The sequence below is a fragment of the Lentzea albidocapillata genome (assembly GCF_000719115.1).
Lineage (GTDB): Bacteria > Actinomycetota > Actinomycetes > Mycobacteriales > Pseudonocardiaceae > Lentzea > Lentzea albidocapillata.
Map to the genome: position 1 here is coordinate 184,500 of NZ_JOEA01000008.1, position 26,672 is coordinate 211,171.

The following is a 26,672-nucleotide window of genomic DNA, read 5'->3' on the forward strand; positions in this document are numbered from 1 at the left end:
TATAGGCAGTCCGTCCTGTGCGATCGCTACTGCCGACCTGCCTTGTCTCGCAGGTCGTTGATGAAGCTGCAGAACGCGGTGCGCTGGAACCGCAGCGGCTCCGCGTCCGGGTTCTTGGAGTCGCGGACGCCGACGTCGTCAGTACTCACGGCGAGTTCCACGCACTCGTTGCCGGCTCCTCCCGAGTAGCTGCTCTTGCGCCACATGGAGTTGCTGCTGCTCATTGTCTGCCGAGCGCCCCTATCTGTCGGCCGATGCGCGCTGCCGTCTCGGTGGGCGACAACGCGACCAGGCTCACGTCGTCGAACATGGTGGTGAAGCGGACTACGTCAGCCTCATTGTCCACCCACGCGCCTCCGGCCGGGTATTCCAGGTAAACGCCCGGCGGATCGGCCGGACTCGGGAAGCTGATGATCGTGCACGGCCCGGACATGCTGCCGTAGGCACCGGCGGTCTTCGGGATGATCTGCAAGATGACGTTTGCTCGTGCGCCCACGGTCAGCAGGCGGTGAAGCTGTTCCTCCATCACGTCCGGACCACCGACCTCGCGCTCGATGACCGCCTCGTCGATCAGCGCGTGCAGCTGCAGTTCGCCGTTCTCCAGCCGTTTCTGCCGGTTGAGGCGTGTGGTGACGTGGCTGTCGAGCCGCACATCCTGCTTGTAGAACCGGTGAGCGGCCGCCTCGATGGCACGGGCATAGGACTTCACCTGGATCAGGCCGGGCACGGCCAGCGACTGAACGGTGCGCACCTTGTCGGCTTCGAGCTCGGCGCGGACGAACGTGCGGAACGCCTTGGTCGAGCCTGCAGGCAGGCGCACGCGCGGAGGTTCATCGCTCGCGTTCTCCCACAGCCGGGCTGCGGTGTCGCGATCCTCGTCGCTGGCGTCGTAGGACGCGCACAAGGCGGCGACGCTCGCCCAGTTCGGCAGCACGTGTCCTGACTCGTACCGGCTGATGGTGCTGTCTGACGTCTTGAGTTCCTTTGCCGTCTGCGCGAGAGATCTGCCAGCGCTGTCTCGCAATCGCGCGAGGTGATCGCCGAGACGCTTCTTCGCCCGAGTTGGTGCTGCCATGCAGGCGAGACTAGCGCTGCACGCTCCCATGCAACAGCTCTCCAGCGACCCGATTGGGCGATAGAAGTCGTGCTATTGCACGGTATATGTTGCATGGGTCGACGGGACTGCTGGCCTCGATGGCCGGGCCGTCACGTGGTGGTGAAGCGCCCCTGCAGTCCCGTCGGCCCAGCAGAAGTGCCCGCTACGGGCACCCGGGCTCGACGGAAGGGGTGTCGGGGCGATGGACGTAGTGTTCGACGAGCTGCACCGCAGGGTGAAGAGCTACCTGGCGACCGTGAAGAACGTGGCCGCCGATGGCGGCAACGAGGCCGCGCTGGTCATCGCTCGCGACGAACTGCCGTTGATCGTCGACGCCTTCGACGCGCTGTTCGGCGGGCACATCCCGGACGACAACGGTCACTGCCGCCAGTGCCACCGAGCGGGCCGGTGGTGGCGGCGACGCCGGGTGCCTTGCCGGGTGTTCCTACAAGCCCAGATCGCCCTGTTCCATCCTGTCGGCCATGGCCGTCACGCCCTGACGAGGGCCGAGTTGTGAACGCCCGCGCTCTTGATGCGGTCACGCAGATGCAGCGCCTGCGGCATCTGCACCAAGTGCGGGACTGGTCCTTCGACCCGGTCCGCTCACCCGACCCGCCGCACGAGCTGGTGGAGCTGATCTATTCGTTCTGCCACGGCCAGTGGCTCGATGTGCTGCGGGTCAGATCGGACACCGACGCCCAGGCCGGGCGGTTCCTCACCGAGTCGATGGTCGGTGGCGGTTGTCCTCGGGCGTGCTGGCTGGCCACGGGCACGCTCGCCGACGTGCTGGACGGCCTGGACGACCTACCGCTACCGATGTCGCGGCTGGCTCCCGTCTTCTCCTACCCGCGATCGTGAGGTGACCATGTCCATGCCCCGCAATGCAATTCGTCTCGGCCTCGGCGTCCGAGAGGGACCGCAGACCGAGTTCGAGGCCGCCGCACAGTCCTATCAGGACGAGTACGGATGGACGGTGGGTGTGTACCGGACCGGTGTGTGGCTGGTCTCCGGTCGCGAGATCGACGCGCTGGACATGCCCAGGAAGCTCGGAGAGCGAGCGCGAACCGCACTGGGGGACTCCGTACCGCTGTTCGAGTCGCCTGACGACCACGGTGTGCGCTGGGTGTTCCTCGTCGTGTCGCACGCCGGCCCTCCTCTTCCGGAGGTAGCCGAACAGGGCGTCGATCATGTCGGGGCCGGGCGGTGCGTCGATCTGCCGCCCAGCCGGTTCGGACTGCACCGGTTGCGGTGGATCACCGAACCGGGTGGTGTGGAAGTTCCTGACTTCACGACCGTGACACACGCGACCCTCCAGTCGAGGTGATCGTGTGCGCTCCCGATCGGAAATGACACCACCGGAACGCAAAGTCGTTGCGGTGAAAGGTCTTACGCCGCCCCGCCCATTCCGCTGGCTGCCGTACCTCGGGGCGCGACATGCGATCCCCCGGGCACTGGCGGCTCCGGGTGCATGCGGAGAGGCGCTGTGCGGTGCTGAGGTTGTGGTTCCGGAGAAGGCGCCGCCGAAGTACCCGGACGGGTTGTGGAGCGAGTGCCCGCAATGCGATCGGCAGTGGCGTCGGCAGACAGGTCTGGCGCAACGGCCCTGGCGGCCCGACGCCACCAGACGTGAACGTCGAAAATGGATTCACGAATCAAGAACAGGTTGATGGCACATGGCGTTGGATCTGGTCGACGGGAGAGCAAGCCTGGAAGTCCGGGCGTTGAGCCGGACCGTGCTGGACTGGCGGACGAAACGTGGCTGGTCTCTCGCGGAGCTGGGTGAGCTGGTCGGCTTCTCGGCGGCCAAGCTGTCGCAACTCTGCAGGGCCGTACTGCGCATGTCTCCGCTCGAAGTCGTGGCGATCGGCGCGGTGTGCGGCGCGTCCGACGAGGAAGTCGAGCTCTGCGTTCGCGTGGCACAGCGCGCTGTCGACCCTGGCATGTGGGATCGGATCAACGGTGACGCGTGGGCACGGCTGACGTGGACCCCGTGGGACGTCATGGCCGAAGCGAGCGAACTGGTGATCGTGGCGGACAACGTGCTGCCTGAGCTCGTGCGCGTCGACTCCTACCACGCGGCTCTGCTGGAGTCCGGGGCCGCTGTGAACGAGCTTGACCTCGCGCTGCAGCACGAGGTCCTCAAACGCCTGGGGGTGGACGCCAGGGACGCCGCGCGGCCGGGCAGTCCGCGACGATTGCGTGTGCGGCTGATCGTGACCGAGTCGCTCATCAGGGACACCGTCGGTGGCGCGCGGGTGATGGCAGACCAGCTGGAGCGCTTGGAGGAGCTGACCGAACTGCCTGGGTTCGAGTTCCTAGTTGTGGATGGCGATGCGGGGCCGTACTTCGGCCAAGGCACGTCGTTCACGATGATGCGGTTCGCCGAGAAACGTTTCGATGATGTCGTCCTCCTGCGCACTCTGCACAGCGGTGACACCTGGCTTGAGTCCGCCGCCGAACGCGAGTCCTATGAGCGCGCACTGTTTGTACTCGATGGTGTTCTCCGATCCGAGGAGGAGTCTGCGCGCCGGCTCAGCCACGCATCACTACGTCTTCTGGAGCCCTTGCTGGGCAACGGCTCTGGTGATCGGCAGCGGCACTTGCAGTTGGTTTCCGATCGGGCGGGGAGGTAGCCGTGCCGAAGCGCTTTTCCACTGCGCGTGGTCGTGAGTTCGGTACCGGCCTGCGGGCAGCCATCACGAGCGCAGGCCTGACCTCGCGCGCTGCCGCCGAAATCGTGGACTGGGACGAGGCCAAGGTCTCGGACGTGGTGAACGGCAAGGGCGGCGCCACCCAGCTCGAGGTCGCCGTGCTGCTGGGTGTCTGCCGCGCGAACGCCGATGAGATCGTCCATCTGTTGTCGCTCTACGGCGAGACTCACATCCGGGGTTGGTGGCAGCAGCACGGCAGGTGCTCGCCCGTCCGGCTGCGCACGATCGTCGAGCACCTGAAGGTGGCCGAGACGCTGATCAGCTGGCACACCCACATGGTGCCGCTGTTTCTGCAGACGGCTGACTACCTGCGTGAGGTGCTACGGGCATCCGCTACGGCGCCGGCAGACGAGCTGGCGGAGCGGGTGCAGGCGCAACTCGCGATGCAAGCAGTGGTCCAGCGCAACGTGACGTGCACGTTCCTCATCCACGAGTTGGCGTTGCACCTCCGAGTCGGCGGCGCCGAGATACACGCCGGACAGCTCCTGCACCTCATGTTCATGGCGAACCGGCCGAACATCAGGATTCGGATCGTGCCCGCGGCACACGGCGCGCATGCCGGACTGGCTGGGCCGTTCACGCAGCTGACCTTCGCGAAGTACGAATCGCTGGTGTGGGTGGAGACCGAGAACTCCAGCCTCCTCGCCGAGGCGAGAGACGCGATCGACGGCTACGCAACGGTCGTCCGTGCGCTCGAGGCGCAAAGCCTGAACGAGGCCGATTCGACGGCGTTGATCGCCCGTCTGTACGAGGCACTACAGCCTGCTCACGACCAAGCCGCCACGGCGGCAACGCGCTCGACTGAGCCGTTTCCGCCGCCGGTTTAGACGCAGCGGACCTGTGAGAAACCGTCGCGCTCCGAGATTGGCCAAGACCTTGCCCGTATTAGGCAGCTACCGACAGACAGCGCCAACTGGGTGAGATCTTCATCGAGATATGGCCGGTAACGCTCTGCTGATGGGTGTTCAACTGGCAGTATGTCGCGCGGTCACGCACCGTAGGGAGCGGTGCGGCCGGCGAGAGGTGGTTACAGGGGTGTCGGGGGAGATCGTCTGTTCGTTCGCGGCGCTGGATGTGCTCGGTGTGGCGTTGCGGATCAATCTGCGGCGGTTCCCGTTCGCCATCCCGCATCACGGCGCGACGCGTGAAGACCGGGTCCGGCTGGTCGAGGCCGTGCACCGGGACCTGATCGACCGGGGACTTGTCCGTGACGGTGAGTTCGCACCGGAGCTGGTGGAGGCGCTGCACGTGTTCGCCCGCGGGCACCTTGTGATCGCATTGGTCGGTACCGCCGGTGACACGCAGCCTGTGGCGCTCGCGGTCTCCGACGACCGCACGGGCGTCGTCGCGGAGCAGCAGGACAACGCGATCGTCTTCCGGCTGTGCCAGCCCGACGCGGCTGTGCCTCGCTTGGTTCGGCTGCTGCCCCCGATGCGCCCAGGCCCGGGAGTCTCCGTCACGGTGGCCGATACCTCGATTCCAGCAGGTCGGAGGCGAGTGGAGGAGGACTTCTCCGAACAGACCTTCAGATCTCCGGTGAAGGCAGCGGCGCCGTCGCCGGGCGGGCAGCGGGCGGCAGCCGAGGAGATTCTGCGCCGTCCACGGCTGGGCGCCGGCTATCTGCAGGTCTCGGCGCTTGGCCGCCACGGGCAGGAGACCGAGCTGGGGACGGTCAGCTACCTGGACACCGACGTCGGGAGGTACGCGGTGATCCCCGGCACCGGCCAGGACGGACGACTGATGGCCACCTACACCCCCGCTGACCAGGCCGCACTCGATCGCCACCTCAACAGGATCATCAGTTCGCACCGGTAACCCAGAGGAACCGACCGCGGGCTCAATGCGTCAGATTCACCGGACAGAGCTGCGACTACTTGTTACCGTAAGGCGACGCAGCGTTAGGGAGGGGATTGGTCATGCCGGAGGCGTTCTTCGCCGGTATGCGGGGGATCAGCGACTCGGCGGCCAGCTTCTCGGCCTCGGTTGCGGCAGGCGTCGGCGTCAGCGAGTCCGGCGGTGAGGCTCTGATCAAGGCCATCGGCCAAATGCAGCGGGGCGTGGCGAAAGCTCTCCAGAAGGCAGAAATTCTCGGCCAAGAGCCGCCGCTGGGGACCACTCCGGCCGCACAGGTGTACAAGCCGTTCCTGGCCAGCATCGCTGCCGACCCGGTGCAGGGCTTTGTGCCTGCTGCCAAGCAGCTGGAAAAGGATCTGGAACGGATGCGCTCTGACGTCGAGCGGGCGATGGCCGCGTACCAGGCGACCGACGAGGACGCCAAGCAAGGCATCAAGAGGGCCGGTGGCCCCACCTACTCCGCTTGATCAACCAGGGAATCAACTCGTGAACTCTCGGATTGTCCTGACCAGCCTCGCTTTCGCCGCTCTGGTCGCTCTCCCCGCCTGTACGGCCTCGACCGGTGGTGATCCCAAGCCCAATTCGGACACGAACACCCCGAGTTCCACGAGCTCGTCCACTCCTACCAAAGCGAGCGGCTCGCTGGCAGACACCGACCCGTGCAGCCTGCTCACCCGGAGCGAAGCCGAGCAGGTCGTGGGACCGCTTGTTGAGGAACCGACCTCGGAAAAGGTCGGATCATCGCGGACATGTCAGTTCGCGCCGGACCGCGGCAGTTTCTCGGTAGGGATTCGGACGAACGTCGGGTTGTCGGGCGTGCAGGCGAACGGCGGCGAGATCAAGGACATCAAGGTTGGTGGTCACCAAGCCAAGCAACTACTCGGCGCGACTGGTAGTTGCGGCGTCTATCTGGGAGTCGATTCGTCGTCGCGGGTTGACGTCGTCCTGAACGCGGGTGCGTCGACCGATCCTTGTCCGCTGGCGTTGAAGGTCGCTGAGCTGGTTGAGCCGAAGTTGCAGTAGCGGCTGTCGCTGAGAGAGGGGTGCGGGGGATGAACGAGGGAGCGCCAGGAAGACCGTCCGATGTGCACTCGCGCTACGGCGTGCAGCGGCACTCGGAGGTGCAGACCGGCCAGCAGGTGCAGGAGCAGGTCAACGCCGAGATGCAAGTGCGCTACGGCCCGTTGATCGGCGTGGTCGTTGGCCTGGTGCAGGCGCCGGGCCAGGTGGACGACATGCTGGACGCACAGGCCGCACAGCTCAAGGGCCAGGTACTGACTCGCTCTGCTCCCGCGCAGCCGGATGCGCACTACATCGGCATCCCTCACCAGCAGCTGCACGAATCGGTCAACAACGGGGTCGATCCCGGTGCGATCGGCGAGATCGGCGACATCTGGACTCAGATCGGCAACGAGCTGGCGACCTTCAACGACGACGTCGCTTCCGCGATCGGGGACAGCGAGACGAACTGGACCGGCAAGGCCGGTGACGGTGCCCGGCAAGCCTTGGCGAACATGGGCAACCGCGCCGGCGAGACCGGCACCGCCGCGCAGCTGGCGGGCACTCTGTTCACTCAGCAGTCGCGGGCATTGAGCGACGCGAAGAACAACGTGCCGCCACCGCCCGCGCAGCCGTACGACGCGGCGGCGTCGCGGGAGCGGTTGATGTCGATCACCGATCCGATTCAGTTCGTCCAGCAGGCGGCGGCGGACAAGGCCGCGTTCCAGCAACAGCAGGCCGATCACCAGCAGGCCGCGCGGGCGGTGGAGACCTACGACCGCACGGTGGCACAGACCGCTGCGGCTCAGCCAGCGTTCGCGCCCGAACCGCCTGCCCCGCCGAAGGATCCGGTCGATCCTGGCAGGCCACCGATCGCGCCGAACCCAGGCTTCACCGGTCAGGGCAACACGCCACCGCCGCAGGTCAGCAACGACACCACCAACACGTCCTGGACGGCGCCGCCGACACAGAACCCTGGCACCACGAACACCAGCGGTCTCAACAACAATCTCGGCGGCAACGGCCCCAACCTGGGCAATCAAGGCGGCAACAACAGCCAGCTTGGCGGCAACAACATCAACCTGGGCGGCGGTCCGTTGCCTGGCACCAAAAACACCCAGGGCGGTCCCGGGGGCCGGACTGGCGGCGGACCAGGCGGCCGTAGCGGTGGTGGAGGTGTAGGCGGTGGCCGAATGCCCGGAGGCAGTACGGCGCTCGGCAATCCCAACGCCGCCAAGGGTTTCGGTCCTGGGGGCTCGGCCGGCGTGTTGCCTGGGAACGAAAGCGCCACCGGGCGCGGCAATGCTGCTTCAGCTGGAGCGACCGGCCGTGGCGGTGCCGCTGGCGGCGCGATGGGCGGCATGGGAGCCGGCGGCGCCAAAGGCAAGGGTGACGAGGACATCGAGCGGACGACTCCGTCCTACTTGTTGGAGCCTGATCCAGACGAGATCTTCGGCAACGAAACGCTCGTCGCCCCTCCGGTACTCGGAGAATGACTTCGTCACAACGCGCTCAGAACACACCTCCGGTTACTGTCCAAAGTAGAGCGCTCAGGCGGGCTTGGGACGAAACGCACAACGAGAAGGACCACGTGGGCCGATGACTGACCCTGATCAGATCCTCAATCAGTACGAAGGCAAGCTGGCTGAGGCCCAGCGGAAAAGCGATGCGATACGCGAAAGCTTGGCGAACCTGCGCGTCATGGAACGCAGCGCGGACGGCCAGATCGTCGTCACGGTCAACGATGCCGGCAACCTCGTGGATTTGAAGCTTGGTAACTCGCTGCAGCGCAGGGAGGGCGACAGCGTCGCCCAGGAGGTGCTGCGTGTGCTGCAGGCGGCGCAGAGCCGGGTGGCCGCCACGGTCCAGGAGGCCATGTCGCCAATGCTCGGCAGCGACTCCGAGGCAATGCACTTCATAGTTGACAAACTGCGCAGCGCCCAGCCACCACCTCCGCCGCAGTACGTGCCGGGCGGTGGCGGGTACGGCGGCGGTCAGCCTCGGCTCGGAGCTATCGAGGACGACACGCCACCGCCTCCTCCCCCACCAGTGCCGCCTCGTTCGCAGCGGCCTCGGCCGCCGCAAGATGATGACGATGACTTCAGCAACAAGGGGTTCCTGCGATGAACTACCGAATCGACTTGGTCGAGATGCAGGCCCACGGGATGAAGCTCAACAACGTCGGCCAGCAGGTGAACTACGCGCTGAGCGCAGGGCAGGCCGTGTCCAATCCGGAGGCTTTCGGCAAGCTCGGCTTCCCGCTCGCAGCCCTCTGCACCGCCGCGCAGAACGCGGCGATGGACACCATGCGCCAAGCCTCAGACGCCGCGGTCGACCACGTCAGGCGATTCGACGGGTGGCGCAAGCACATCGAGGAACACGAGCAGGCTCAGTCCGACATCTTCGACGGGATGCACGACCAATGACCACCATGGGACCGGCACCCATGCCAGGCCAGAACTTCCTCGTGAACACCGGCGAGGCGACGCCGAGCACGGAGGGCGCGGGAATCCTCCACGACGCCACCGAGACGGTGAAGGGCTTCTCGAGCGGCAACTGGGCAGAGGGCCTGATCAACGCAGGAGCGACAGTCGCAGGCGTCGCAGGTGTGCTCGCCGACCCGATGGCCGCACTCCTCAGCGCGGGCTTCGGCTGGCTGATCGAACACGTCGACTTCCTGAAGGAGCCGCTCGACTGGCTCGTCGGAGACCAGGAAGCCCTGGACGGCATGGCGAAGACGTGGGAGTCCGTCTCCGGCTATCTGAAGGACACTTCCGACGACCTCAGGAACTGGGTCAAGAACGACACCACGGGATGGACCGGCAAGGACAGCGACCAGTACCGGCTGTTCGGCGCCGATCGCGCCGACACCTATGCCGGCGTCGCCACCGCCGCCGGTGGCATCGCGAGCCTCGTCCGAACCTGCAAGATCGTGCTCAAAGTCGTCCGTGACATCGTCCGCGACATCATCGCCGAGGCGATCGGCAAGCTGATCTCGATCTGTATCCGGTGGGCGCCCGCCGTCGCGGCAGCCGGCGCGGGCCTCGCCGGAGCGATCGCCGAATGCGTGCCGACCGCGATCAAGTGGGCGAACAAGGCACTGGAGGCTTGCCGCAAGCTCACGAAGGCGTTCAGCAACGCCGGCGGGCTGTTCAAGAAGCTCGACGACATCCTGGTCAACGCCAAGACCGCGCTCTCCAAGAGCGGCGACGACTTCGTCAACGTCCTCAAGAAGGGCATCGACGCGGACATCCGGCGAAGCATGGCCGACTTCTCGTTCACCGGCATGGCCAAGGACGCGCTCGGCGAGGCAAAGACGGTCGCGGTCGACGGCATCAAGAGCGCCCCCGCGGACTTCCTGCCCAAGCTGGGAGTCGAGGCGACCAAGGAGTCCACCAAGTTCAACGACTGGGAGGACAAGGCCAAGGACGGCGGCGGCTGGAGGACGTGGCGGGATCTGAGGGCAGAGGAAGAGGAGAAGCAGGAAGAGAAGCGCAAGGAGGCCAACGGCGGATGAAAGCGGTCCGCATCCTGCACCGGATCTTTGCGTTCCTGATCATCCCCGTTCTCGGGTACCTGCTCGGCGCGACGATCTTCAACCACTTTTGGAACAAGGTCGAGACCGAGGACCTGAGCGAAGCCAGCCACATCATCGTCGCCACGTCGTGCGACCGGCACGGCCCGGTCACCCTGCGAGGCTTCGGTTATGTGTACGAGTGCCGCGCCACGGTGACGAACACGGTCAATGGCAACGTCGTGACCGCGACAGCGCGCGGGTTTCTCAACCCCGAGCTCATCGGTAAGCAAGTCGCGGGTACCGGGTTCAGGCGTGGCGACCTGTATCCGGAGCGCCCTTATGCGGGGTGGGGCATGGTCCTGCTCCTGCCGTTCGGTCTTCTGTGGTTTTACGTGTACATCAAGGTGGCGTGGCCGCTGTTGCCCGAGCGGCGGAAGTCCCGGCGCAAGCCGGTGCGCTATCAACGTCCTGACACCCCAACAGAACCCGATCGCACGGTTCGTGTCTTTGGCGGGCACCGTCGCGTGTGGTTGTTCGTCGTCTTCCTCGTCGGGTGCGTCGGAGCGTTCCTGTACACCTCGTCGGCATTCCAGGAAGACAACGTCGCCACTGGTGCAGCGATCGCGTCCTGGGCGGTGGTCGTACTCGTGATCGCCAACGTCGCATGGCGGCTGGTGCGGGGGCCGATGATCGCGATCTCGCCCGAAGGCTTGGAGTGGCGCGGAGCGAACCTCAGCTGGGCTGAGATTCAGGAGGTGCGGCTAACGCGTCGCCATGCACTGATCGTCCAGCCGCGGAACGGTGATGCCGTACGGATCGGCAGATTCGGCACCGAGCAGGCGACCCGCATCCACGTGGCCATGGGGCAATTCAGCCAGGCGACGTACGCCCGCGAGAGCACCAGCAGCGCGTGAACACTCTTGGGTGCTACGAGCACGGGTGGCAGGAGCCTGCCGGTCTGGACGGGGTCTCAGCCAGTCAGCGGTCTTGATCCCGGGTTCGACTCCGGTTCAGGCTCCAGCACGGTCCCTGGGACGACTCCCGGCGGTGTCTCGCGTGGGGACTCCGGTGTGGGCTCCGGCCCTGTCTCGGGCCATGACTGCGGTGCCGGGCCGAACGCGCGCCGGGCGGCCCGGACGGCCAGGGCGGCGACGGTGGCGTTGGCGCCGCCGCCGATGATCGCGCCGATGCCGAACGGGACCACCCGGCCGAGCACGATGATCCCCTGTTTGGTGCCGTACTTGGTGATGAAGTGCCTGCCCAGGACCTTGTTGATCTGTTTCAGGGTCGACATGGGCACCTTGCCGACGAGCTGGCGGGCCCAGTGCTGGCCGGTGCGCTCGGCGACCTTGCCGATGGTCGCGGAGCCGGACTCGCCGAGCAGGATCCCCATGACGAGTGTGCGGCGGCGTTCGATCTCGTCGATCTGGACGCCGTGGACCTCGGCGACTGAGAGCGCGAACAGGGTGCTCAGTTCGAGCGAGGTGAAGAACTCGCCCGCCGACAGCGCCAGCGCGACCCCGGTGCCGACGGCAGGTGCGGCCGCGGTGGCCCCGACCGCGGCCCCCGTGCTCGCCAGGGCGCTGACGTACATCTTCTCCAGGGTGCGGATGACCTCGGCCGGTGTCGCCTCTGGGTTGCGCTGGCGGGCACGGGCGATGTTCTTGCGGATCAGCGGTGTTTGCAGGCCGATGGCCTTGTCCAGCAGGTCGAGGATCGACTGGCCCCGTCCGCTCGACGCCGGGACCGGTCCTTCGAGGGCATCAGAGGCCACGCCGAACTCCTTTGAGTCGTAACGTCCTCGACCAGTCTCGCACCCGAGCGGCCAGAACCAGCCCTTGCGCTTGAATCAGGCAGGGGCCGCAAAGAACTGGGCGGGCTGCTAACTGGAGGCAAATCCCCGAATCGTCGACGCCGTGCCGCTGAGCGCAGACCCTGAGACTTCGACCGCCTCGACACGAGCCGATGCGATGGGTCGGCGTGCGATACCCATGACGCAGGCAGCTGCGCCATCATTCACCCGAATGGGGTATTGAACACTGCTCCGATCCCAGGTTACCCTGGAAGGTCCTAGCTCGGATCGCTTGATGTGCAGGTTCCGCCGAGAGGAGTTTATCGCACAGGGCAAGTGATCACAAGGTAGGCCTCGCCGATGGACCGGCCGGGCGGCCCCCGCTGTAGGGGCGCTTGGAGTCGAGTGTCCCGGTGGCGCGGAGCGCCACGGTAGGCGCAGGGATGCGGCGTCACGCCTGATCGGGCGTGACGCCAGGCGCGGTAGAGGAGTTCATGCCCCGGCTATCTGGAGCCGGCCCTCCTCGATGACCGTGGAGTCCCTGCCGGATCTGGCTGCGCTCCTGATCTTTCGTGTTCGTCCGCCGACACCGCGCCGCTGCGACATGCCCGCGCCACGAATCCGTGCGGGGCTCTCTGCATCGCGGCGCACCGTCGCGCGAACGGCTGCCCAGCGAACACGACGCATCCCCCGCACCGTGGAGGTGGAGACGCCATGTCATCACGCGATCTACGAATCATTGATCATCAAGCCGGGCCGGCCCCTGCCCCGTCCACATCGGACGGGTGCACGGATGTGGACTCGCCGGTGGGGTCATTTCTGTGCGATCCGTCGAGCCTGTGGGCGTGGTTGTCCTACGCCGCGGGCTGGGCCTGGCGCACGATCCAAGTCTGGTGGCCGCTGTTGGTCCTGGTGGCGGCGGCCTTGACGGTGGGCGCGCTGCTCGCCGTGGCGGTACGGCGAGCCCGTACAGAGGCGGCTGAGCAGGCATCGTGGGTGGAGATCACCCCACCCGCGGTCATGCCCGCCGACGGTGCGCGCGGACTGTGGCGAGCGCTGGCAGGTCTGCTGTCCCGCACCCGCCGAGGACTCGCCCCGCGGCATCTGGCCGTGGAGTTCGTCGCCGACGCCACCGGAATGCGTGCAGGAGTGTGGGTGCCTCCGGCGTTGTCGGCATCGTCGGTTGCCGAGGTGATCAGCCGATGCTGGCCCGGTGCCCGCGCCACCATCACCAACACCCCGCCCACGGTGCACCGTGATAGTGCGGGGCGGGTGACGGCCGCGCACGTGCTGCCACGCGGTGGCCCGTGGGCGCCGCTGCTGGACCCCTCCCGCGCCATGCGGCGACAGGCTGCCGAGGTGGACGGTCTGCACAGCGTGCTGGCCGCGCTGGCCGACCGCGGTGAGACGGACAGCGCGTGCGTGCAGCTCATCGTGTCCGTGGCCCGCACCGGCCGCCCCCGTGGCGACCGGAGCCGGCCGTGGTGGGCGCGGATCGCACTCGGCTTCCTGAAAGCACCGTTCGTGATCATCCTCGCTATCGCGGACGTATTCCTCGACAAGGGCTCGGCCGCCAGTCACCAGACTGCCGCGGCCACCAGCACGCCGGAGGATCCGGCGGTGGCCGCGTACCGCAAGGCGATCGCGGCCAAGCAGGCACACGGCCCGCATCTGCAGGCGACCCTGCGCCTGGCGGTGTGCTCTCCGGTGTCGCGACGGCTGCGGCGGCGCGCGGTGAACACGCTCGTCAACGGCTACGACCTCGCCGCCCCTGCGGCGATCCTGGCGACTCGCCCTGTCCACCGCACGGAGCGGCAGCTGGTGCAGCGGCTGCCCGCACGCCGCCAGGACCGGTTCCTGGTCACCCTCGACGAGGCCGCCGCGCTGTGGCATCTGCCCGACCAGCCGGCGCAGTACGGCATCGCCGATGCCACCGCCCGTGTCCGGCGGCCCCGCCGCGACCTGCCCCGTTTCCATCCCCGCCGTCGGCCGGAACAGCCCGAGGGAGGCCAAGATGCCGCAGCCTGAACGCGACGAAGCATCCGCAGGTCGACACAGGTCGACGCGCCTGCGGCTCCTTCCCGCGGATCACCCGAACCGGCAGACGCCGAAACTGTTGGGAGTCGCCAACGACGGCCCTCCCGACGTGATCGGGCTGCGGGTCGCCGACGCCCGCCACCACATCCACGTGCAGGGCGTGACCGGGGTGGGCAAGTCCACCTGGCTGGCCAACCACGTGCTCGCCGAGGCCGACGCCGGGCGCGGCGTCGTGTTGCTGGACTGCCAAGGAGATCTCGCCCGCCACGTGCTCGATCGGCTCCCTGCGTCATGCGGGGACCGGCTGGTGATCCTCGACCCCACCGAGACCGAGGCGCCGTCGGCGTGGAACGTGCTCGCCCCACTCGGCCGTCCCGGCGACGAGACGCCGGGACGAGACACCGAGACGGCCCAACGAGACCGCGAGACGCTGCAGCGAGACGGCGAGACCGGGCGAGAGTGGGCCGCTGAGAGCGTGGTCGGTGTGTTCCGCCGCCTGTACGCCGCTTGGTGGGGACCACGCATGGACGACGTGCTCCGCGCCGCCTGCCTGACCTTGGTGCGGCGGCCAGGTTCGACGCTGGCCGAGGTGATCCCGGTGCTGACGCGGCCGGAGTTCCGCCGCGCCATCCTCGCGAAACACGGAGAACCGGAAGGGCTGGACGGGTTCTGGGAGGGCTACGACGCCCTGTCTGCGGGGCAGCGCAACCAACTTGCCGGGCCGGTGCTGTCACGGTTGCGGTCGGTGCTGTCCCGCCGGTTCGCCCGCGATCTGCTCGGCACCGCGGCTTCCACGATCAACCTGGCCGACATCCTCGACGGCGGCATCCTGATCGCCCGGCTGCCCAAGGGCGAAATCGGTGAGCATGCCGCCCAGCTCGTCGGGTCATTGCTGCTGTCCGGGCTGTGGTCCGCCGCCACGCGCCGCGCCGCCCTGGCGCCGGAAGACCGCAGGGACGCCACGATCGTGGTCGACGAGTGCCACAACTTCCTGCACATGCCGATCGGCGTGGACGACGCGCTGGCCGAAGCACGCGGCTACCGCCTCTCGCTCGTGCTGGCGCACCAGCACCTCGCCCAGTTGCCTCCGGATGTGCGGGAGGCGGTGGATGCCAACGCCCGCAACAAAATCCTGTTCACCGTCTCTCCGAATGACGCGACCAAACTCGTCCGGCACGTGGCACCCTATTTCGACGAACGTGACCTCGCCCGCCGTCCCGCCTTCGAGGTCCTGGCCCGCAGCGTCCACCACGGACACGACGTGCCACCTTTCACGCTCGCCACGGAACCGCTGCCGCCGCCTGTTCGTGGCCGTGCTGAACAACTCCGGGCCGCGGCACGCAAACGGACCGGCCTGACCGCCGAGCAGCGCGCCCGCGCCACCCGCCGCCGGCATGTCGACACCGCGCCCCGCGCCGCCCGGCTGAGCGCCGATCCCACTCGCACTGTGGTGCCCAGTCAGTCAGCGGGCCACTCAGCGGGCCAGCCACCGGCCACTCAACAGGTCACCTATGACTGGCCCACTGACTGACCGCCCCGGCACCGGTCTTTCCGCAGCTCACGGCAGAAGTGGAGGAACAGTGCGCGTCTCCCGACATTCATCGATACATCCGCACACACCCCCAAGGGTGGAGATCGGCCCGGCAAGCCGGGCCGACATGCTCACGCACTCGCGCGGGCTCACCGCCCGCGATGCCGAGGTGATCTCCTACCTGGCGAGGCATCGGGTGCTCACCGCACTGCAGCTCGCGCGGCTGGTGTTCGGCTCCTACTCCCACGCCCGCTCCCGGCTCGCGGTGCTCCACGAACGCGGCGTGCTCGCCCGCTTCCGCCGCGACATCTGGCCCGGCTCCCAGCAGTGGCGCTACACCCTCGGCCCCGTCGGCGCTGTCGTGCACGCCGCTGCAACCGGAGCCGCACTGCCGCGGCCCGCCACAGTCACCGAAACCGTGCTTCGGCTGGCGCACTCCACCCACACCGAACACCGGCTCGGCATCAACGACTTCTTCGCCAACCTAGCTGGACACACCCGAGACCACCCTGAGTGCGCGCTGCACGAATGGTGGCCGGAAAACGAGATCGCCGAAACCTGCGCAGGCATCGTCCGCCCTGATGCCTACGGTGAATACACCGCTGCCGACGGCACACTCGCGTTCTTCTACGAACACGACACCGGAACCGAACCCATCGCGACCCTGGTGGAGAAAGTCGGCAAGTACACCGAACTGGCCGACGCCGGCATCCGCAAGCCTGTCCTGTTCCAGCTCCCCAGCACGAGCCGCGAACACAACTTCCACATCGGCCTCGCACAGCGCTGGCCGCACAAGACACCTGTGCCCGTGGCGACCTTGCCCACCGACCAACTCGCCCCGCCGAACCACCGCATCACGCCCGCCACACCATCCATCGTGGACGAGCTCTGGCTACCAGCTGGGCATGGACGCCGCCGCTCGCTCGCCACCCTCATGTCACGCCGCACGCAACAGTTGGAGGATGATCGAGACTCCCACCTTCGTTCCGCCTGAAACTCATTTCCCACAACATGTTTCGGACTCGCGTCGAACGCCCGTCTGTCTCGCCTTCGGCGAGACCAGCACCGAGACAGCGAGACGACGCCGAGACCGCAGCGAGACACCGAGTCTCGCTGGTCTCGGCCAGTCTCGCCGCTTGTCTCGCTGTACCAAGGGCAACAACGTCCGGAGCGCAACCACACAGCCGGTGATCGCCGGCCCCGATGGGTGCCGAAGTGCAGTCGGGGAGTCGAGGCCCACCAGTTGGCTTTCCTGTTCGACGCCACTACCTGGCCTGCCGAACAACCGCCCGCGACATCACGCGCACCAGGAGCGTGCTCACGGGTATCTGGAGGTGCCGACGATGGACCCCCAACCGCACGACGAGGCGATTGTTGTTCCACTGCCTCGAAAAGCACCCGATGGTGACATCGAAAACCCGCCCCATGACATCCCTGACCAGGCCGTATGGCGGTATGATGGGACAGGAAAGCGCACGAAGAACTGGACCTTCTCCGGTCACGTGCGCTACGTGAGTGGCGCCGAAGGCGATCGTTTGCACGGCGAGCTGAACGCCGTGATCCACGACCTTCTCGACTGGGCTATGCCCCAGGAACGCACTGAACAGCCCGACGAACGGGAGGCTGCATGAACACGCCGAACAACCCCGAAATAGACCCGCCCGCACCGGCATTGGCCGCACGGTTCCCCGCGGCGCTCGCTGTCGTGCCATCCGGGCCGTCAGGGTTGTCGGACTACGCGGTCTCGCCACTCGGCATGCCGACAGCCTTGCTGCGCAACGAAGTCCGAGTCGCCTTCCTCGCTCGAACGTCCACGGACGACCAGCAGGATCCGCGCCAGTCCATGTTGCGGCAGCTCGGAAACTGCAAGGCGGCCATCCCTGAGTCGTGGGTGATCGTCACGCACTTCTACGACGTCGAGTCCGGCCGTATGGAACTCGACCAACGCGGCCGTGGTGAGAACTACGAGCGCTACGACATCCCGATCGCTCGTGACGGCGGCGTCACCGATCTGCTCGACGAGGCCACGCATCCAGGCCGCCGGTTCGATGTCGTGATCTGCGAGAGCGTCGCGCGAGTCGCCCGCCGCACCTTCGAGGGCCTCTCGATCGAACGGGAGTTGGAACGAGTCGAGGTCCCGCTGTTCGCCTCCAACGAACCGATCACACTGGCCGGGAGTCGGGCGCAGCGAATTCTGCAGCGGCGGATCAACCAGTCAGTGGCTGAGTACGAGGTCCTCAACACCCTCGAACAGTCCTGGGGTGGACTGTGCACGCACGTACGCGAAGGCTGGAACATCGGCAAACCGCCGTACGGCTACAAGGCCAAGATCTACCGCCACCCCAACCCCACCAAAGCCGTCAAGGGTCAGACCAAGACACGGCTCGAGCCCGACGGCCTGCAGGGCGAGACTGTCACGCAGATGGCCGCGTGGCGCTATCACGAAGGTCTCGGCTACGACACCATCGCCGACCGTCTGAATGCCGACCCCGCCAAGTACCCGCCACCCGTGCCGCCCGGCAAGGTCCGGGCACGCGGGGCCTGGGGCAAGACCAGCGTCTACGAGATCCTGCGCAATCCCAAGTACACCGGCTACCAGGTGTTCAACCGCCGCGCCTCTCGCTCACGACGCGGCAAGATCAACGATCCGGTCAAGTGGGTGTGGTCCACCGAGCCTGCGCATGAACCGCTGATTCCGAAGTGGATGTTCGACGAGCTCAACGCTCGAAGGCAGGTCAAGCGGGGCTCGCGCGACGGCAACGAGTTGAACAGCCATCCCGAGACCACCCGTACGTACGTGTTTCGCGGCATGGTGTTCGACTCCTGCGGGCGCCGGATGTTCGGCAGCCAACGCGGTGAGCGCGCCTACTACCTGTGCTGGCCACGCAACAACAACCGCGGCCGCCCCGACAACTACCCCAACCACGCCAAGACGGTCTACATCCGCGAGAGCAAGCTGCTCGACGCGATTGCCGCGTTCTACGCCGACAGGGTCTTCGGCCCACACCGCCGAGCGATCCTCGCCGCCGAACTCGCCACAGTCGACGACCGGCAGACCCAGGAACGACAGACCCAGCGAGAGCGACTGCAACGCGGCATTGCCGATATCGCTCGCCGCCAGGACACCATCCTGCGTCAGGCGCAGAGCGGCGATCCCGATGACCCGTTCAGCCGAGGACTGCGCCAGAGCTACAACGACCTCGAAACCGAGAAACAGGCTGCCTTGGCCGCCGTCACGGAACTCGACGCTATCGACGATGCCGAGCCCACCAAGCCCAGCGAAGAGGACGTCAACCTGATCGACGCCCTCCCGCAGCTGCGGATCGACCTGGCCAAGGCACCCGAGAAGCTGCTGCGGAAGCTGTTCGACACCACCCAGCTGACCATCCGGCTACACCCGGACAGCAACTACGTGACTCTGACCATCAATGCCGGCCGACCGGCTCACCGCCATCGCCGGAGCTGCGGAAAGGATCGACGAAATGTCCCAAGACGCACAGAAACCCGAGACCAGCATGGTCACGGGCTCCTGTGTGGACGTTGTACGTGCCCCCGGTGCGACTCGAACGCACACTGGACGGATTTTGAGTCCGCTGCCTCTGCCGATTGGGCTACGGGGGCGTAGCTGGGATGAACTGTAGCGGATCATCCCAGCGAGTTTCTTGTGGGACCCCTACGACTTGACGAGCCTGCCGATGGCCGCCGACGCCTCTGCCAGCTTCTCCTCGGCCACGAGGCCGCCTTCCGCGGCCGCCTGCGCGACACAATGCTTGAGGTGCTCGTCGAGCAGTCCCAGGGACACCGCTTGCAGCGCCTTCGTGGCGGCGGAGATCTGGGTGAGGACGTCGATGCAGTATTCGTCGTTCTCGACCATGCGCTGGAGACCACGGATCTGTCCCTCGATGCGGCGCAGTCGCTTGAGGTATGCGTCCTTGTCCGCGGTGTACCCGTGCATCGGCCCCTGACCTTCCCTACCCCTGGCGGGTATGTCGAGGATACCTGCACCGGATGGGGGTGCGATATGTCCGGCACTGCTCCGTCAGCGGGAATGAGGAAGCGTCCGGCAAGCCCAGCAACGGGTCGAAGTGAGACGACTAGCAGCACATTTTGGACCCATAACACCCGTGTGGTTTACCGGGTAAATGCCCCGACCGGGGGGTTGGGGTCACATTTTAGCGGCGAAAGGTTCGCCGTTTTTCCTCGTGTGTACTACGGTGTTGTCGAAGCACGTGGTTACGTCGAGGATCCGCGTGCTATGTGAGTACCCAACGGAGGAACAGTGGCACAGCAGACCGTCGTCCAACTCATCGACGACCTCGACGGCGGAGAAGCCGACGAGACCGTGACCTTCGCACTTGACGGTGTCGAGTACGCCATCGACCTGTCGAAGGGAAATGCGGAGCGGCTTCGCGAGTCGCTGGCGGACTTCGTCGGCAAGGCTCGTCGTGCGGGTGGCCGCAAGCAGCGCAAGGGCACCGGCAAGTCCACGGTCAAGGCCACCGACAAGGCTGAGGCGCAGCGCATTCGTGACTGGGCTCGCGCGCAGGGGCACCAGATCTCGGACCGCGGTCGCATTCCGCAGAACCTGGTCGTGCAGTTCCAGGAAGCGCACGCCTCCTGACCTGCGCGAACACGCGAGGTTTCCACACGTCGGCCGGTTCGCCGGCCGACGTGTTAACCGCATAGACCCATCACATACCGGTTCGTTCACACTATCCCCGGAACGCAGGATCAACGGCCTGGAAAGTGTGCTCCGAACAGGCGTGACACAGCAGTGGCCTTGACCGCTGTCTCCTCGAATTCCTCGTCAGGGTCGGACAGTGAGATCACCGCTCCGCCCACACCGAAACTCACCCGGTCGCCGTTGCTGACCAGCGTTCGGATGACGATGCTGAAGTCGGCTGCTCCGTTGAGCGAGAAGTATCCGAGCGCTCCCGAGTACACCCCACGTGGACCGGCTTCCAGCCCATCAAGGATCTGCATGGTCCGGATCTTCGGCGCACCCGTCATGGATCCTCCGGGAAACGCGGCTCGAACACATCGGACAGCAGAACTGTCCGGCCGAAGTCGAGCCCGCACGGTGCTCACCAATTGGTGTACGGTCGCGTAGGTCTCGACCTCGAACAACCGCGTCACCTCGACGGAACCCACTTCCGCGCACATGCCGAGATCGTTGCGGACGAGGTCCACGATCATCAGGTTCTCCGCGCGGTCCTTGACCGATCGCGCCAGGGTTGTGCGCAACATCTCGTCGTCGGCCGCATCAACGCCTCGGGGCCGTGTCCCCTTGATCGGCGATGACTCCACGACGCCATCTCGGTCCACCTTGATAAATCGTTCGGGTGACGTGCTGAGCACGGAGAGGTCACCGAAACGCAGCAACGCGCCGAACGGAACGGGATTAGCGGCGCGAAGCAGCCGATATGTGTCCCACGGGTCGAGCGAGGCTCGCCACGACATCATGTTCGTCAGACACGCCTCGTACGTCTCCCCGGCCGTGATCGCTTCCTGACACGCGCTGATCAGCTTCAGGTAGTGCGCGCGCGGATGGCGCAACGTCACGTCGGAGACGACCGGACGTGAAGGTTCGGCCATTGGTGTCAACTGGGCCAGAACAGCCGAAACCTCGTCGAACCAGCCGTCATCGGACAACGACAGCAAATAGACGCAATCATCGGCGTGATCGATGACCACGGCACGGTCCGTGAAGACGAACGACGCGTCCGGCTGTTCCGCGCGGTGTGCGAAGTCGCCGCCGCACTCCACCTTCAGCTCGTAGCCGAGGTATCCGACCCAGCCCAGGGCGAAATCGAACGGAACATCGGGTTGCTCGACGCTCCACGACGCGAGGTCGTCGTCCAGCCAGGAGAAGAAAGAAGGGCAGGGGCGCGGTGTGCCGTCGAGCGTGAGCACCTGGTCCTGCACCGAGTACTGCGCGATGCGCGCGAGAGGCCCCGAGGCGTCCCCCATGAAGGAGAATCGCCCGCCCGGCCCGCTGTCCAGCCAGAACGCCGTCTCAGAAGCCCGGTGGAGTGCCGCGAACGCCTCCTCCGCGTTCACGGCCACGGCGAGCTTCCGGACGTGCACAGGGCGTTTCTGAGGCGTGGGGCGAACCAGTACCGGTTCCGGCACCGCGGCCGTCCTCGTCGGGGTGAGCGCGGCGAAGTTCGCGAGCATCTCGCGGCCGAAGTCCGTGCAGATCGACTCGGGGTGGAACTGCACACCCCACGCGGGCCGGTCGAGAGCGCGCACGCCCATCAGCACCGAGTCGTCGCTCCACGCGATCGCCTCCAGCGAGGAAGGCAGCTCCGTGACCGCCAGCGAGTGGTACCGCACGACGTCGAACGGCGAGGGCAGCCCCGCGAACACGTCGACGCCCGTGTGCGTGACCGGAGAGATGATCCCGTGGCGTGGCACGGGCGCGGGCCCTACGACAGCGCCGTACGACAGGCACAACCCCTGATGTCCCAGACACACGCCCAGCAACGGGATCTCGGCGTGGTCGATCACCGCGCGGCAGATGCCGAAGTCGGCGGGATTGCCGGGCCGGCCGGGTCCTGGCGAGATCACCACGTGGTCGAACGACCGCAGTGAGGCCAGCCGGAAGCGCGGGTCGTCGTTGTGGACGACCACGGGCTCGGCACCGTTCACCTCAGCGAGGTGCTGGAAGAGGTTGAACGTGAACGAGTCGTAGTTGTCGATGAGCAGAGTCCGCATTGCAGGACGGCACTCTACCTGGCAAAACACCCGAAAGAACCAACGAGAGAGGGCGGCCACAGAACGTGACCGCCCTCGTGTTCACCTGCTCAGCTCCCGAGAAGGAACTTCGCGTCCGTGGCCATGGTCGCGAGCTCGCTGGCCAGGAACGGGTTGCCGTCGAGCCCGGGGTAGCCGCTTCCCTCGTAGCTCGCGTTCTGGGCGATGTTCACCGTCCAGCCGTTGGGGGCCTTGTAGGACATCCACTGCATCACGCGACCCTCCTCCTGACTGGAAGCGTCGCCGACCTGCACGCCGTTGACGTCGCGCACCTTGCACGTCGCCTCGCTCATGCCCCAGAACCGCTTGGCCAGTGCACACGGCTCGGCCGGATCCGACGGCCTCGGCATCGAGACCTCGGCGAGCATCATGCCGACCTTGCCGTTCTTCTGGACCGGCACGTGTGCCGTGTAGACCCAGACCTCCGGCGTCTGGCCCTTGTTGGTCGAGATCTGCGCCCGGGTGCGCTGCATCTCGCCGTTCTGGTACTCCGGCGCCTGGTACTTCAGCTTGGGCGTCTCGAACCCGCCGGCCTGGGCGGATGCCATGAGCGCGTTCAGCAGCTGCACGCCGCGGTCGGCCTGCGGACCGTTGGTGGCCGTCCGGTCGGACTGCCCGACCGGCCACTTCTCGCCCCACTGCGAGCCGGGCATTCCGGGGTTGGAGCTGCTGCTCTGCCCCGCTCCGACCAGGTAGTTCGTCGTTCCCTGCGGGTTCAGCGCGAACGCCGACCCGAGCCCGACACCGACCACGAGCACGGCGACCGCGGCCCCCGTGATGGACGCCCGCCGCTTGGAACGGGCCTTGTGCGCCCTGCCGAGCGCGATGCCCGGATCCATCGAGGGAGGCGGGCTGCTCGCCACCACCACGTCCTGAAAAGCTCGTTTGAGGTCCTGTTCGTTCATCGAACCCTCTCCTGCTCTGAGAGCAGGCCGCGCAGCGTCTGCAGCCCCCGCGCGGCCTGGCTCTTCACGGTTCCTTCCGAACATTTGAGGACGACGGCCGTCTTCTCGACGGACATGTCCTCCCAGTACCGCAGAACGAGGCACGCACGCTGTTTCGGAGGCACCTTCGCCAGCGCCTCCAGCAACACCATCCGTTCCTCGGGGTAGCCGCCGGGCGGCGCGGCCGCGTCCGCCACGTCGTCTGTCGCCGACTCGAACCGGAACCACCCGCGCCGTCGCTCGGACAGGAACGTCCGCACCAGGATCTGCCTGGTGTAGGCGTCCAGCGCCTCGTGCCGCTCGACCCGTCTCCAAGCCAGGTACAGCTTGGTGAAGGCCTGTTGCACCAGGTCTTCCGCGCGATGCCAGTCGCCGCACAGCAGGTATGCCGTGCCGCGCATGGCGTCGGAACGGGCCGCGAAGTACTCCTGGAACGCGGCGTCCCGATCACTCATCAGGTCTCCCCCTGTCTGCGGTGCCGGGTTAGTCACGCCACCTGGGGCCTGGCGGGTTGCATGGAGTTCTCGAAACGCATACTGATGTCGTGATTTTCCTTTTGCTCCTCGGCGTCCCCGTCGCCTTGGGCCATTTGTACCTGTGGCGGCGGCTGGTCGTGGACACGACGCGGCCCCGCACGCTCGGGCGTCGCGTCGGCGCGGTGGCGGTCATCGGTGCGTTCCTGATGCTGATGAGCGCGCTGGTCGTGACGCGCAGGGTGCCGCCGGAGTACGGGAAGTTCTTCGCGTGGCCCGGGTTCGTCTGGCTCGCGGTGCTCTTCTACCTGGCGATCGCGCTCGGCATCGCGGAGGTGCCGCGCCGGATCCTGCTCAAGCGCGCCACGCTCGCGCCGGTGCCCGTCGCCGCCGGTCCCGCGCCCGCCGAACCGGTCGAGATCGTGCCGGACCCGTCGCGGCGGCTGTTCATCTCGCGCTCCGTGGCGATCGGATCCGGCATCGCGGCGGGCGGGGTCGTCGGCTACGGCATGACGCAGGCACTGGGCGACCCGCAGTTGCTGAACGTGCCGGTGACGCTGGACAAGCTGCGGCCGTCGCTGTCGGGTTTCCGGATCGCGGTCGTGAGCGACATCCACCTCGGGCCGCTGCTCGGGCGTTCGCACACCGAGCGGATCGTGCGGATGATCAACGAGCAGGAAGCGGACATCGTCGCGATCGTCGGCGACCTGGTGGACGGCACCGTCGCCGAGCTCGGCGAGGCCGCGGCACCGTTGCGGGACCTGGTGTCCAAGCACGGCAGCTTCTTCGTGACGGGCAACCACGAGTACTTCTCCGGACACGAACAGTGGATCGCGGAGCTCGACAGGCTCGGCGTGAACCCGTTGCGCAACGAGGGTTTGACGGTCGCCGGCGGCATCGAGGTCGTGGGGGTGAACGACGTGACCGGCAGGTCCTACAACGACGGGCCGGACTTCGACCGCGCCCTGTCGGGACGTGATCGGAACAACCCCGTAGTCCTGTTGTCACACCAGCCCGTGCAGGTGGGCGACGCGTCTTCACGCGGCGTCGACCTCCAGTTGTCCGGTCATACACACGGCGGACAGATGTTCCCGTTCAACTTCGTTGTGCCGCTGCAGCAACCCAGCACGGCCGGGCTGTCGAAGGTGGACGGCACCTGGCTCTACACCAGTCGTGGCGCGGGTTTCTGGGGTCCGCCGGTGCGCGTGGGCGCGCCTCCGGACATCACGATGATCGAGCTGCGTTCTGCTGGGTAAATCACACTCGCCTGGACTGGCTTGCGCATTTCGGGTGTCCAGGCCGTAGAGTGCACGGCCGTGCCCGCGTACGGAACGCGAGGCGGATGAAGGGGGACTCCTGGGGAAATGACCGAGAGCTTCGCCGTTGATCGGCGCAACGAGGCAGAGGCTCGTATTCGGCGTTTCCTGGACCAGGAGAACCCATCGACACCATGTCTGGTGATCGACCTCGAGACGATTCGCGCGCGCTACCAGGCCATTCGCGCGGCACTGCCGTCCATCGACATCTTCTACGCGGTGAAGTCGAACCCGGAGTCCGACGTGGTCGGCACGCTGGTCGCGGAGGGGTCGCACTTCGACGTGGCGTCGCCCGCCGAGATCGACCTGTGCCTGGCGCGCGGCGCCGAGCCGTCGTCGATCTCCTACAGCAACCCCATCAAGAAGGCCGCTGACATCGCGTACGCGTACTCGCGTGGCGTGCGGATGTTCGTGTCGGACAGCGAGCAGGACGTCCGTTTCGTCGCTTCCCACGCGCCCGGTTCGTCCGTGCTGGTGCGGATTCTTGTCCACAGCAAGGGTTCCACGTACCCGTTCGGCAACAAGTTCGGTTGCGATCCGGAGATGGCGACGGATCTCTTGCGGCTGGCGCACGAACTGGGCCTCGTTCCTCTCGGTGTCGCGTTCCACGCCGGCTCGCAGCAGCTCTCCGTCGAGGGCTGGGACTCCGGCATCGCCGACGCGGCGCTGATCGCCGCGAAGCTGCGCGCGGAGGGCATCGAGACGTCGACGGTGAACCTCGGTGGCGGGCTTCCGGCCGTCTACCAGGAGGCCACGCCGTCCCTGGAGGCCTTCGCCACCGCCATCGAGGCTTCGGTCGCCCGGCACTTCGGCGCCGCCCGCCCCAGGGTGATGATCGAGCCCGGCCGGGCGATCTCCGCCGAGGCCGGCATGATCCGTTCCTCCGTCGTGCTGGTGTCGCGGAAGTCCTATTCGGACGAACGCCGCTGGGTGTACGTCGACATCGGCCGCTACCAGGGCCTCGCCGAGACCGAGGGCGAGGCGATCGCGTACCGGCTGCGGACCTCGCGCGACGGTGGCCCGGTGGGCCCGATCGTGCTGGCGGGCCCGACGTGCGACGCGGACGACGTGATCTACCAGCACACCCGCTACGACCTGCCGCTCGACCTGCAGGCGGGCGACCACGTGGACATCCTCCACGCGGGTGCCTACACCTCCTCCTATTCGTCCGTGTGCTTCAACGGCTTCCCGCCGTTGGCCACGTACTGCATCTAAGCCCGTCTGCAATTCACATAGTTTGGAGTGATTGATGTCCGAAGCGCCCTGTCAGACCGAGGAGACCGTCGGTTTGTTCGCGGGACAGCACGTACTTGCAGAGCTCTCGGGTGTGAGTGCCGATCTGCTCGACGACGAGCAGTTCCTGAAGCACGCCCTTGGTGAGGTTCTCACGCAGGCCGACGCAACCGTGCTGGAGGTGATCTCCAAGAAGTTCGATCCCCAAGGAGTCACCGTGCTGGCCCTGCTGTCGGAATCCCATGCGTCGATCCATACCTATCCCGAAGTGGGTTCGGTGTTCGTCGACGTGTTCACCTGCGGTACGCGTGCGAAACCCGCACTGGCCGTCCAGCTACTCGCTGACGCTCTGGGCGCTGCTCACGTGAGCACGGACCTCGTCACTCGTGGCGTCAAGGAGCATGTCGCGTGAA

The 26,672-nt window shown here is 66.8% G+C and carries 29 protein-coding genes, 1 tRNA gene and 1 pseudogene; 23 read left to right on the forward strand and 8 right to left on the reverse strand.

Annotated features, from left to right (window positions below; translation table 11 throughout):
- Window positions 1-26: 26 nt before the first annotated feature.
- Window positions 27-224 carry a DUF397 domain-containing protein gene (locus tag IG04_RS0113340; protein WP_030476930.1) on the reverse strand — a complete coding sequence of 66 codons (198 nt, stop codon included), beginning with the start codon at window positions 222-224 and terminating at the stop codon, window positions 27-29.
- Window positions 221-1,075 (reverse strand): helix-turn-helix domain-containing protein, encoded by an 855-nt coding sequence (locus tag IG04_RS42570; RefSeq protein WP_030476931.1) that lies wholly within the window; start codon window positions 1,073-1,075, stop codon window positions 221-223. Before IG04_RS42570 ends, IG04_RS0113340 begins: the two co-directional genes overlap by 4 nt.
- 223 nt (window positions 1,076-1,298) lie before the next feature.
- Between IG04_RS42570 and IG04_RS0113350 the strand changes: the two genes are divergently transcribed.
- The 14 genes from IG04_RS0113350 to IG04_RS0113410 all read left to right on the forward strand — a co-directional run bounded on the left by IG04_RS0113350 (window position 1,299) and on the right by IG04_RS0113410 (window position 11,091).
- Complete coding sequence (locus tag IG04_RS0113350; RefSeq protein WP_051769807.1) at window positions 1,299-1,613, forward strand: hypothetical protein; 315 nt, start codon at window positions 1,299-1,301, stop codon at window positions 1,611-1,613.
- Window positions 1,610-1,954, forward strand: coding sequence for a hypothetical protein (locus tag IG04_RS0113355; protein WP_030476933.1), 345 nt, complete (start codon window positions 1,610-1,612; stop codon window positions 1,952-1,954). The genes IG04_RS0113350 and IG04_RS0113355 overlap by 4 nt, the downstream gene beginning before the upstream one ends.
- A gap of 13 nt (window positions 1,955-1,967) precedes the next feature.
- Complete coding sequence (locus tag IG04_RS0113360) at window positions 1,968-2,420, forward strand: hypothetical protein (RefSeq protein WP_144065457.1); 453 nt, start codon at window positions 1,968-1,970, stop codon at window positions 2,418-2,420.
- Window positions 2,421-2,442: 22 nt separating this feature from the next.
- Window positions 2,443-2,763 carry an HC3 family zinc finger protein gene (locus tag IG04_RS48930; protein ID WP_420843978.1) on the forward strand — a complete coding sequence of 107 codons (321 nt, stop codon included), beginning with the start codon at window positions 2,443-2,445 and terminating at the stop codon, window positions 2,761-2,763.
- A gap of 6 nt (window positions 2,764-2,769) precedes the next feature.
- Window positions 2,770-3,729: a Scr1 family TA system antitoxin-like transcriptional regulator gene (locus IG04_RS0113365; RefSeq protein ID WP_030476935.1), complete on the forward strand. Its 960-nt coding sequence runs from the start codon at window positions 2,770-2,772 to the stop codon at window positions 3,727-3,729.
- Window positions 3,730-3,731: 2 nt separating this feature from the next.
- Window positions 3,732-4,634, forward strand: a complete 903-nt coding sequence (locus IG04_RS0113370; RefSeq protein ID WP_030476936.1) for a DUF5753 domain-containing protein — start codon at window positions 3,732-3,734, stop codon at window positions 4,632-4,634.
- A 208-nt stretch (window positions 4,635-4,842) separates the two neighbouring features.
- Entirely contained in the window at window positions 4,843-5,622 is a 780-nt protein-coding gene (locus tag IG04_RS0113375; RefSeq protein WP_030476937.1) for an ESX secretion-associated protein EspG, read from the forward strand.
- Between the two features lie 101 nt (window positions 5,623-5,723).
- Window positions 5,724-6,128: a hypothetical protein gene (locus IG04_RS47150; protein WP_030476938.1), complete on the forward strand. Its 405-nt coding sequence runs from the start codon at window positions 5,724-5,726 to the stop codon at window positions 6,126-6,128.
- A gap of 19 nt (window positions 6,129-6,147) precedes the next feature.
- Window positions 6,148-6,684, forward strand: a complete 537-nt coding sequence (locus IG04_RS45190) for a DUF3558 domain-containing protein (protein WP_159460484.1) — start codon at window positions 6,148-6,150, stop codon at window positions 6,682-6,684.
- Between the two features lie 98 nt (window positions 6,685-6,782).
- Complete coding sequence (locus IG04_RS0113390) at window positions 6,783-8,156, forward strand: hypothetical protein (protein WP_144065459.1); 1,374 nt, start codon at window positions 6,783-6,785, stop codon at window positions 8,154-8,156.
- 103 nt (window positions 8,157-8,259) lie between these two features.
- Entirely contained in the window at window positions 8,260-8,787 is a 528-nt protein-coding gene (locus IG04_RS0113395) for a YbaB/EbfC family nucleoid-associated protein (protein WP_030476941.1), read from the forward strand.
- Window positions 8,784-9,086 carry a hypothetical protein gene (locus IG04_RS0113400; protein WP_030476942.1) on the forward strand — a complete coding sequence of 101 codons (303 nt, stop codon included), beginning with the start codon at window positions 8,784-8,786 and terminating at the stop codon, window positions 9,084-9,086. The genes IG04_RS0113395 and IG04_RS0113400 overlap by 4 nt, the downstream gene beginning before the upstream one ends.
- Window positions 9,083-10,177, forward strand: coding sequence for a WXG100-like domain-containing protein (locus IG04_RS0113405; RefSeq protein ID WP_144065460.1), 1,095 nt, complete (start codon window positions 9,083-9,085; stop codon window positions 10,175-10,177). The genes IG04_RS0113400 and IG04_RS0113405 overlap by 4 nt, the downstream gene beginning before the upstream one ends.
- Complete coding sequence (locus tag IG04_RS0113410) at window positions 10,174-11,091, forward strand: DUF6346 domain-containing protein (RefSeq protein WP_030476944.1); 918 nt, start codon at window positions 10,174-10,176, stop codon at window positions 11,089-11,091. Before IG04_RS0113405 ends, IG04_RS0113410 begins: the two co-directional genes overlap by 4 nt.
- 56 nt (window positions 11,092-11,147) lie before the next feature.
- On the opposite strand, the gene IG04_RS0113415 is transcribed toward IG04_RS0113410, so the two are convergent.
- Window positions 11,148-11,951, reverse strand: a complete 804-nt coding sequence (locus tag IG04_RS0113415) for a hypothetical protein (protein WP_211257749.1) — start codon at window positions 11,949-11,951, stop codon at window positions 11,148-11,150.
- Between the two features lie 825 nt (window positions 11,952-12,776).
- Here IG04_RS0113415 and IG04_RS46445 point away from each other — a divergent pair.
- The 5 genes and pseudogenes from IG04_RS46445 to IG04_RS48935 all read left to right on the forward strand — a co-directional run.
- Window positions 12,777-13,997, forward strand: a complete 1,221-nt coding sequence (locus IG04_RS46445) for a hypothetical protein (protein ID WP_144065461.1) — start codon at window positions 12,777-12,779, stop codon at window positions 13,995-13,997.
- Window positions 13,984-15,537 carry a type IV secretory system conjugative DNA transfer family protein gene (locus IG04_RS0113425; RefSeq protein ID WP_159460485.1) on the forward strand — a complete coding sequence of 518 codons (1,554 nt, stop codon included), beginning with the start codon at window positions 13,984-13,986 and terminating at the stop codon, window positions 15,535-15,537. Before IG04_RS46445 ends, IG04_RS0113425 begins: the two co-directional genes overlap by 14 nt.
- A 97-nt stretch (window positions 15,538-15,634) precedes the next feature.
- Window positions 15,635-16,531 carry a replication-relaxation family protein gene (locus IG04_RS0113430; protein WP_051769815.1) on the forward strand — a complete coding sequence of 299 codons (897 nt, stop codon included), beginning with the start codon at window positions 15,635-15,637 and terminating at the stop codon, window positions 16,529-16,531.
- 349 nt (window positions 16,532-16,880) lie between these two features.
- Window positions 16,881-17,168: a hypothetical protein gene (locus IG04_RS46450; RefSeq protein WP_144065463.1), complete on the forward strand. Its 288-nt coding sequence runs from the start codon at window positions 16,881-16,883 to the stop codon at window positions 17,166-17,168.
- Between the two features lie 791 nt (window positions 17,169-17,959).
- A pseudogene (locus IG04_RS48935) lies at window positions 17,960-18,454 on the forward strand (recombinase family protein); the annotation flags it as partial.
- Between the two features lie 630 nt (window positions 18,455-19,084).
- Here the strand turns inward: IG04_RS48935 and IG04_RS0113450 are convergent.
- Together IG04_RS0113450 and IG04_RS0113455 are read right to left on the reverse strand one after the other, a co-directional pair.
- Window positions 19,085-19,158: transfer RNA gene (locus tag IG04_RS0113450), tRNA-Leu, on the reverse strand.
- 52 nt (window positions 19,159-19,210) lie between these two features.
- The gene (locus IG04_RS0113455) at window positions 19,211-19,492 is read right to left on the reverse strand and encodes a metal-sensitive transcriptional regulator (RefSeq protein WP_030476950.1); all 282 of its coding nucleotides are present in this window, start codon (window positions 19,490-19,492) and stop codon (window positions 19,211-19,213) included.
- 324 nt (window positions 19,493-19,816) lie between these two features.
- On the opposite strand from IG04_RS0113455, the gene IG04_RS0113460 reads away from it, so the two are divergent.
- The gene (locus tag IG04_RS0113460) at window positions 19,817-20,158 is read left to right on the forward strand and encodes a histone-like nucleoid-structuring protein Lsr2 (RefSeq protein WP_030476951.1); all 342 of its coding nucleotides are present in this window, start codon (window positions 19,817-19,819) and stop codon (window positions 20,156-20,158) included.
- Window positions 20,159-20,268: 110 nt separating this feature from the next.
- Here the strand turns inward: IG04_RS0113460 and pabB are convergent, their stop codons facing one another.
- The 3 genes from pabB to IG04_RS0113475 form a co-directional block, all read right to left on the reverse strand.
- Window positions 20,269-22,254, reverse strand: a complete 1,986-nt coding sequence (gene pabB / locus IG04_RS0113465) for an aminodeoxychorismate synthase component I (RefSeq protein WP_030476952.1) — start codon at window positions 22,252-22,254, stop codon at window positions 20,269-20,271.
- Window positions 22,255-22,343: 89 nt separating this feature from the next.
- Window positions 22,344-23,198, reverse strand: a complete 855-nt coding sequence (locus IG04_RS0113470) for a hypothetical protein (RefSeq protein WP_030476953.1) — start codon at window positions 23,196-23,198, stop codon at window positions 22,344-22,346.
- Complete coding sequence (locus IG04_RS0113475) at window positions 23,195-23,692, reverse strand: SigE family RNA polymerase sigma factor (protein ID WP_030476954.1); 498 nt, start codon at window positions 23,690-23,692, stop codon at window positions 23,195-23,197. Before IG04_RS0113475 ends, IG04_RS0113470 begins: the two co-directional genes overlap by 4 nt.
- An 89-nt stretch (window positions 23,693-23,781) precedes the next feature.
- Between IG04_RS0113475 and IG04_RS0113480 the strand changes: the two genes are divergently transcribed.
- The 3 genes from IG04_RS0113480 (at window position 23,782) to speD (ending at window position 26,671) form a co-directional block, all read left to right on the forward strand.
- Complete coding sequence (locus IG04_RS0113480) at window positions 23,782-24,966, forward strand: metallophosphoesterase (RefSeq protein WP_338043528.1); 1,185 nt, start codon at window positions 23,782-23,784, stop codon at window positions 24,964-24,966.
- Window positions 24,967-25,074: 108 nt separating this feature from the next.
- Window positions 25,075-26,241, forward strand: a complete 1,167-nt coding sequence (locus IG04_RS0113485) for a type III PLP-dependent enzyme (protein WP_030476956.1) — start codon at window positions 25,075-25,077, stop codon at window positions 26,239-26,241.
- Between the two features lie 34 nt (window positions 26,242-26,275).
- Entirely contained in the window at window positions 26,276-26,671 is a 396-nt protein-coding gene (gene speD / locus IG04_RS0113490; RefSeq protein WP_030476957.1) for an adenosylmethionine decarboxylase, read from the forward strand.
- The last annotated feature ends 1 nt before the right edge of the window (window position 26,672 follow it).

What these genes read in the sequence shown, in the direction of transcription:
- pabB (WP_030476952.1), bottom strand. Translation starts at nt 22,254, where the DNA reads ATGCGGACTCTGCTCATCGACAACTACGACTCGTTCACGTTCAACCTC.
- IG04_RS0113405 (WP_144065460.1), top strand. Translation starts at nt 9,083, where the DNA reads ATGACCACCATGGGACCGGCACCCATGCCAGGCCAGAACTTCCTCGTG.
- IG04_RS0113350 (WP_051769807.1), top strand. Translation starts at nt 1,299, where the DNA reads ATGGACGTAGTGTTCGACGAGCTGCACCGCAGGGTGAAGAGCTACCTG.
- IG04_RS0113475 (WP_030476954.1), bottom strand. Translation starts at nt 23,692, where the DNA reads ATGAGTGATCGGGACGCCGCGTTCCAGGAGTACTTCGCGGCCCGTTCC.
- IG04_RS0113360 (WP_144065457.1), top strand. Translation starts at nt 1,968, where the DNA reads ATGCCCCGCAATGCAATTCGTCTCGGCCTCGGCGTCCGAGAGGGACCG.
- IG04_RS0113365 (WP_030476935.1), top strand. Translation starts at nt 2,770, where the DNA reads ATGGCGTTGGATCTGGTCGACGGGAGAGCAAGCCTGGAAGTCCGGGCG.
- IG04_RS0113410 (WP_030476944.1), top strand. Translation starts at nt 10,174, where the DNA reads ATGAAAGCGGTCCGCATCCTGCACCGGATCTTTGCGTTCCTGATCATC.
- IG04_RS0113470 (WP_030476953.1), bottom strand. Translation starts at nt 23,198, where the DNA reads ATGAACGAACAGGACCTCAAACGAGCTTTTCAGGACGTGGTGGTGGCG.
- IG04_RS0113455 (WP_030476950.1), bottom strand. Translation starts at nt 19,492, where the DNA reads ATGCACGGGTACACCGCGGACAAGGACGCATACCTCAAGCGACTGCGC.
- IG04_RS0113485 (WP_030476956.1), top strand. Translation starts at nt 25,075, where the DNA reads ATGACCGAGAGCTTCGCCGTTGATCGGCGCAACGAGGCAGAGGCTCGT.
- IG04_RS42570 (WP_030476931.1), bottom strand. Translation starts at nt 1,075, where the DNA reads ATGGCAGCACCAACTCGGGCGAAGAAGCGTCTCGGCGATCACCTCGCG.
- IG04_RS47150 (WP_030476938.1), top strand. Translation starts at nt 5,724, where the DNA reads ATGCCGGAGGCGTTCTTCGCCGGTATGCGGGGGATCAGCGACTCGGCG.
- IG04_RS0113340 (WP_030476930.1), bottom strand. Translation starts at nt 224, where the DNA reads ATGAGCAGCAGCAACTCCATGTGGCGCAAGAGCAGCTACTCGGGAGGA.
- IG04_RS46450 (WP_144065463.1), top strand. Translation starts at nt 16,881, where the DNA reads ATGGACCCCCAACCGCACGACGAGGCGATTGTTGTTCCACTGCCTCGA.
- IG04_RS48930 (WP_420843978.1), top strand. Translation starts at nt 2,443, where the DNA reads ATGACACCACCGGAACGCAAAGTCGTTGCGGTGAAAGGTCTTACGCCG.
- IG04_RS0113400 (WP_030476942.1), top strand. Translation starts at nt 8,784, where the DNA reads ATGAACTACCGAATCGACTTGGTCGAGATGCAGGCCCACGGGATGAAG.
- IG04_RS0113425 (WP_159460485.1), top strand. Translation starts at nt 13,984, where the DNA reads ATGCCGCAGCCTGAACGCGACGAAGCATCCGCAGGTCGACACAGGTCG.
- speD (WP_030476957.1), top strand. Translation starts at nt 26,276, where the DNA reads ATGTCCGAAGCGCCCTGTCAGACCGAGGAGACCGTCGGTTTGTTCGCG.
- IG04_RS0113395 (WP_030476941.1), top strand. Translation starts at nt 8,260, where the DNA reads ATGACTGACCCTGATCAGATCCTCAATCAGTACGAAGGCAAGCTGGCT.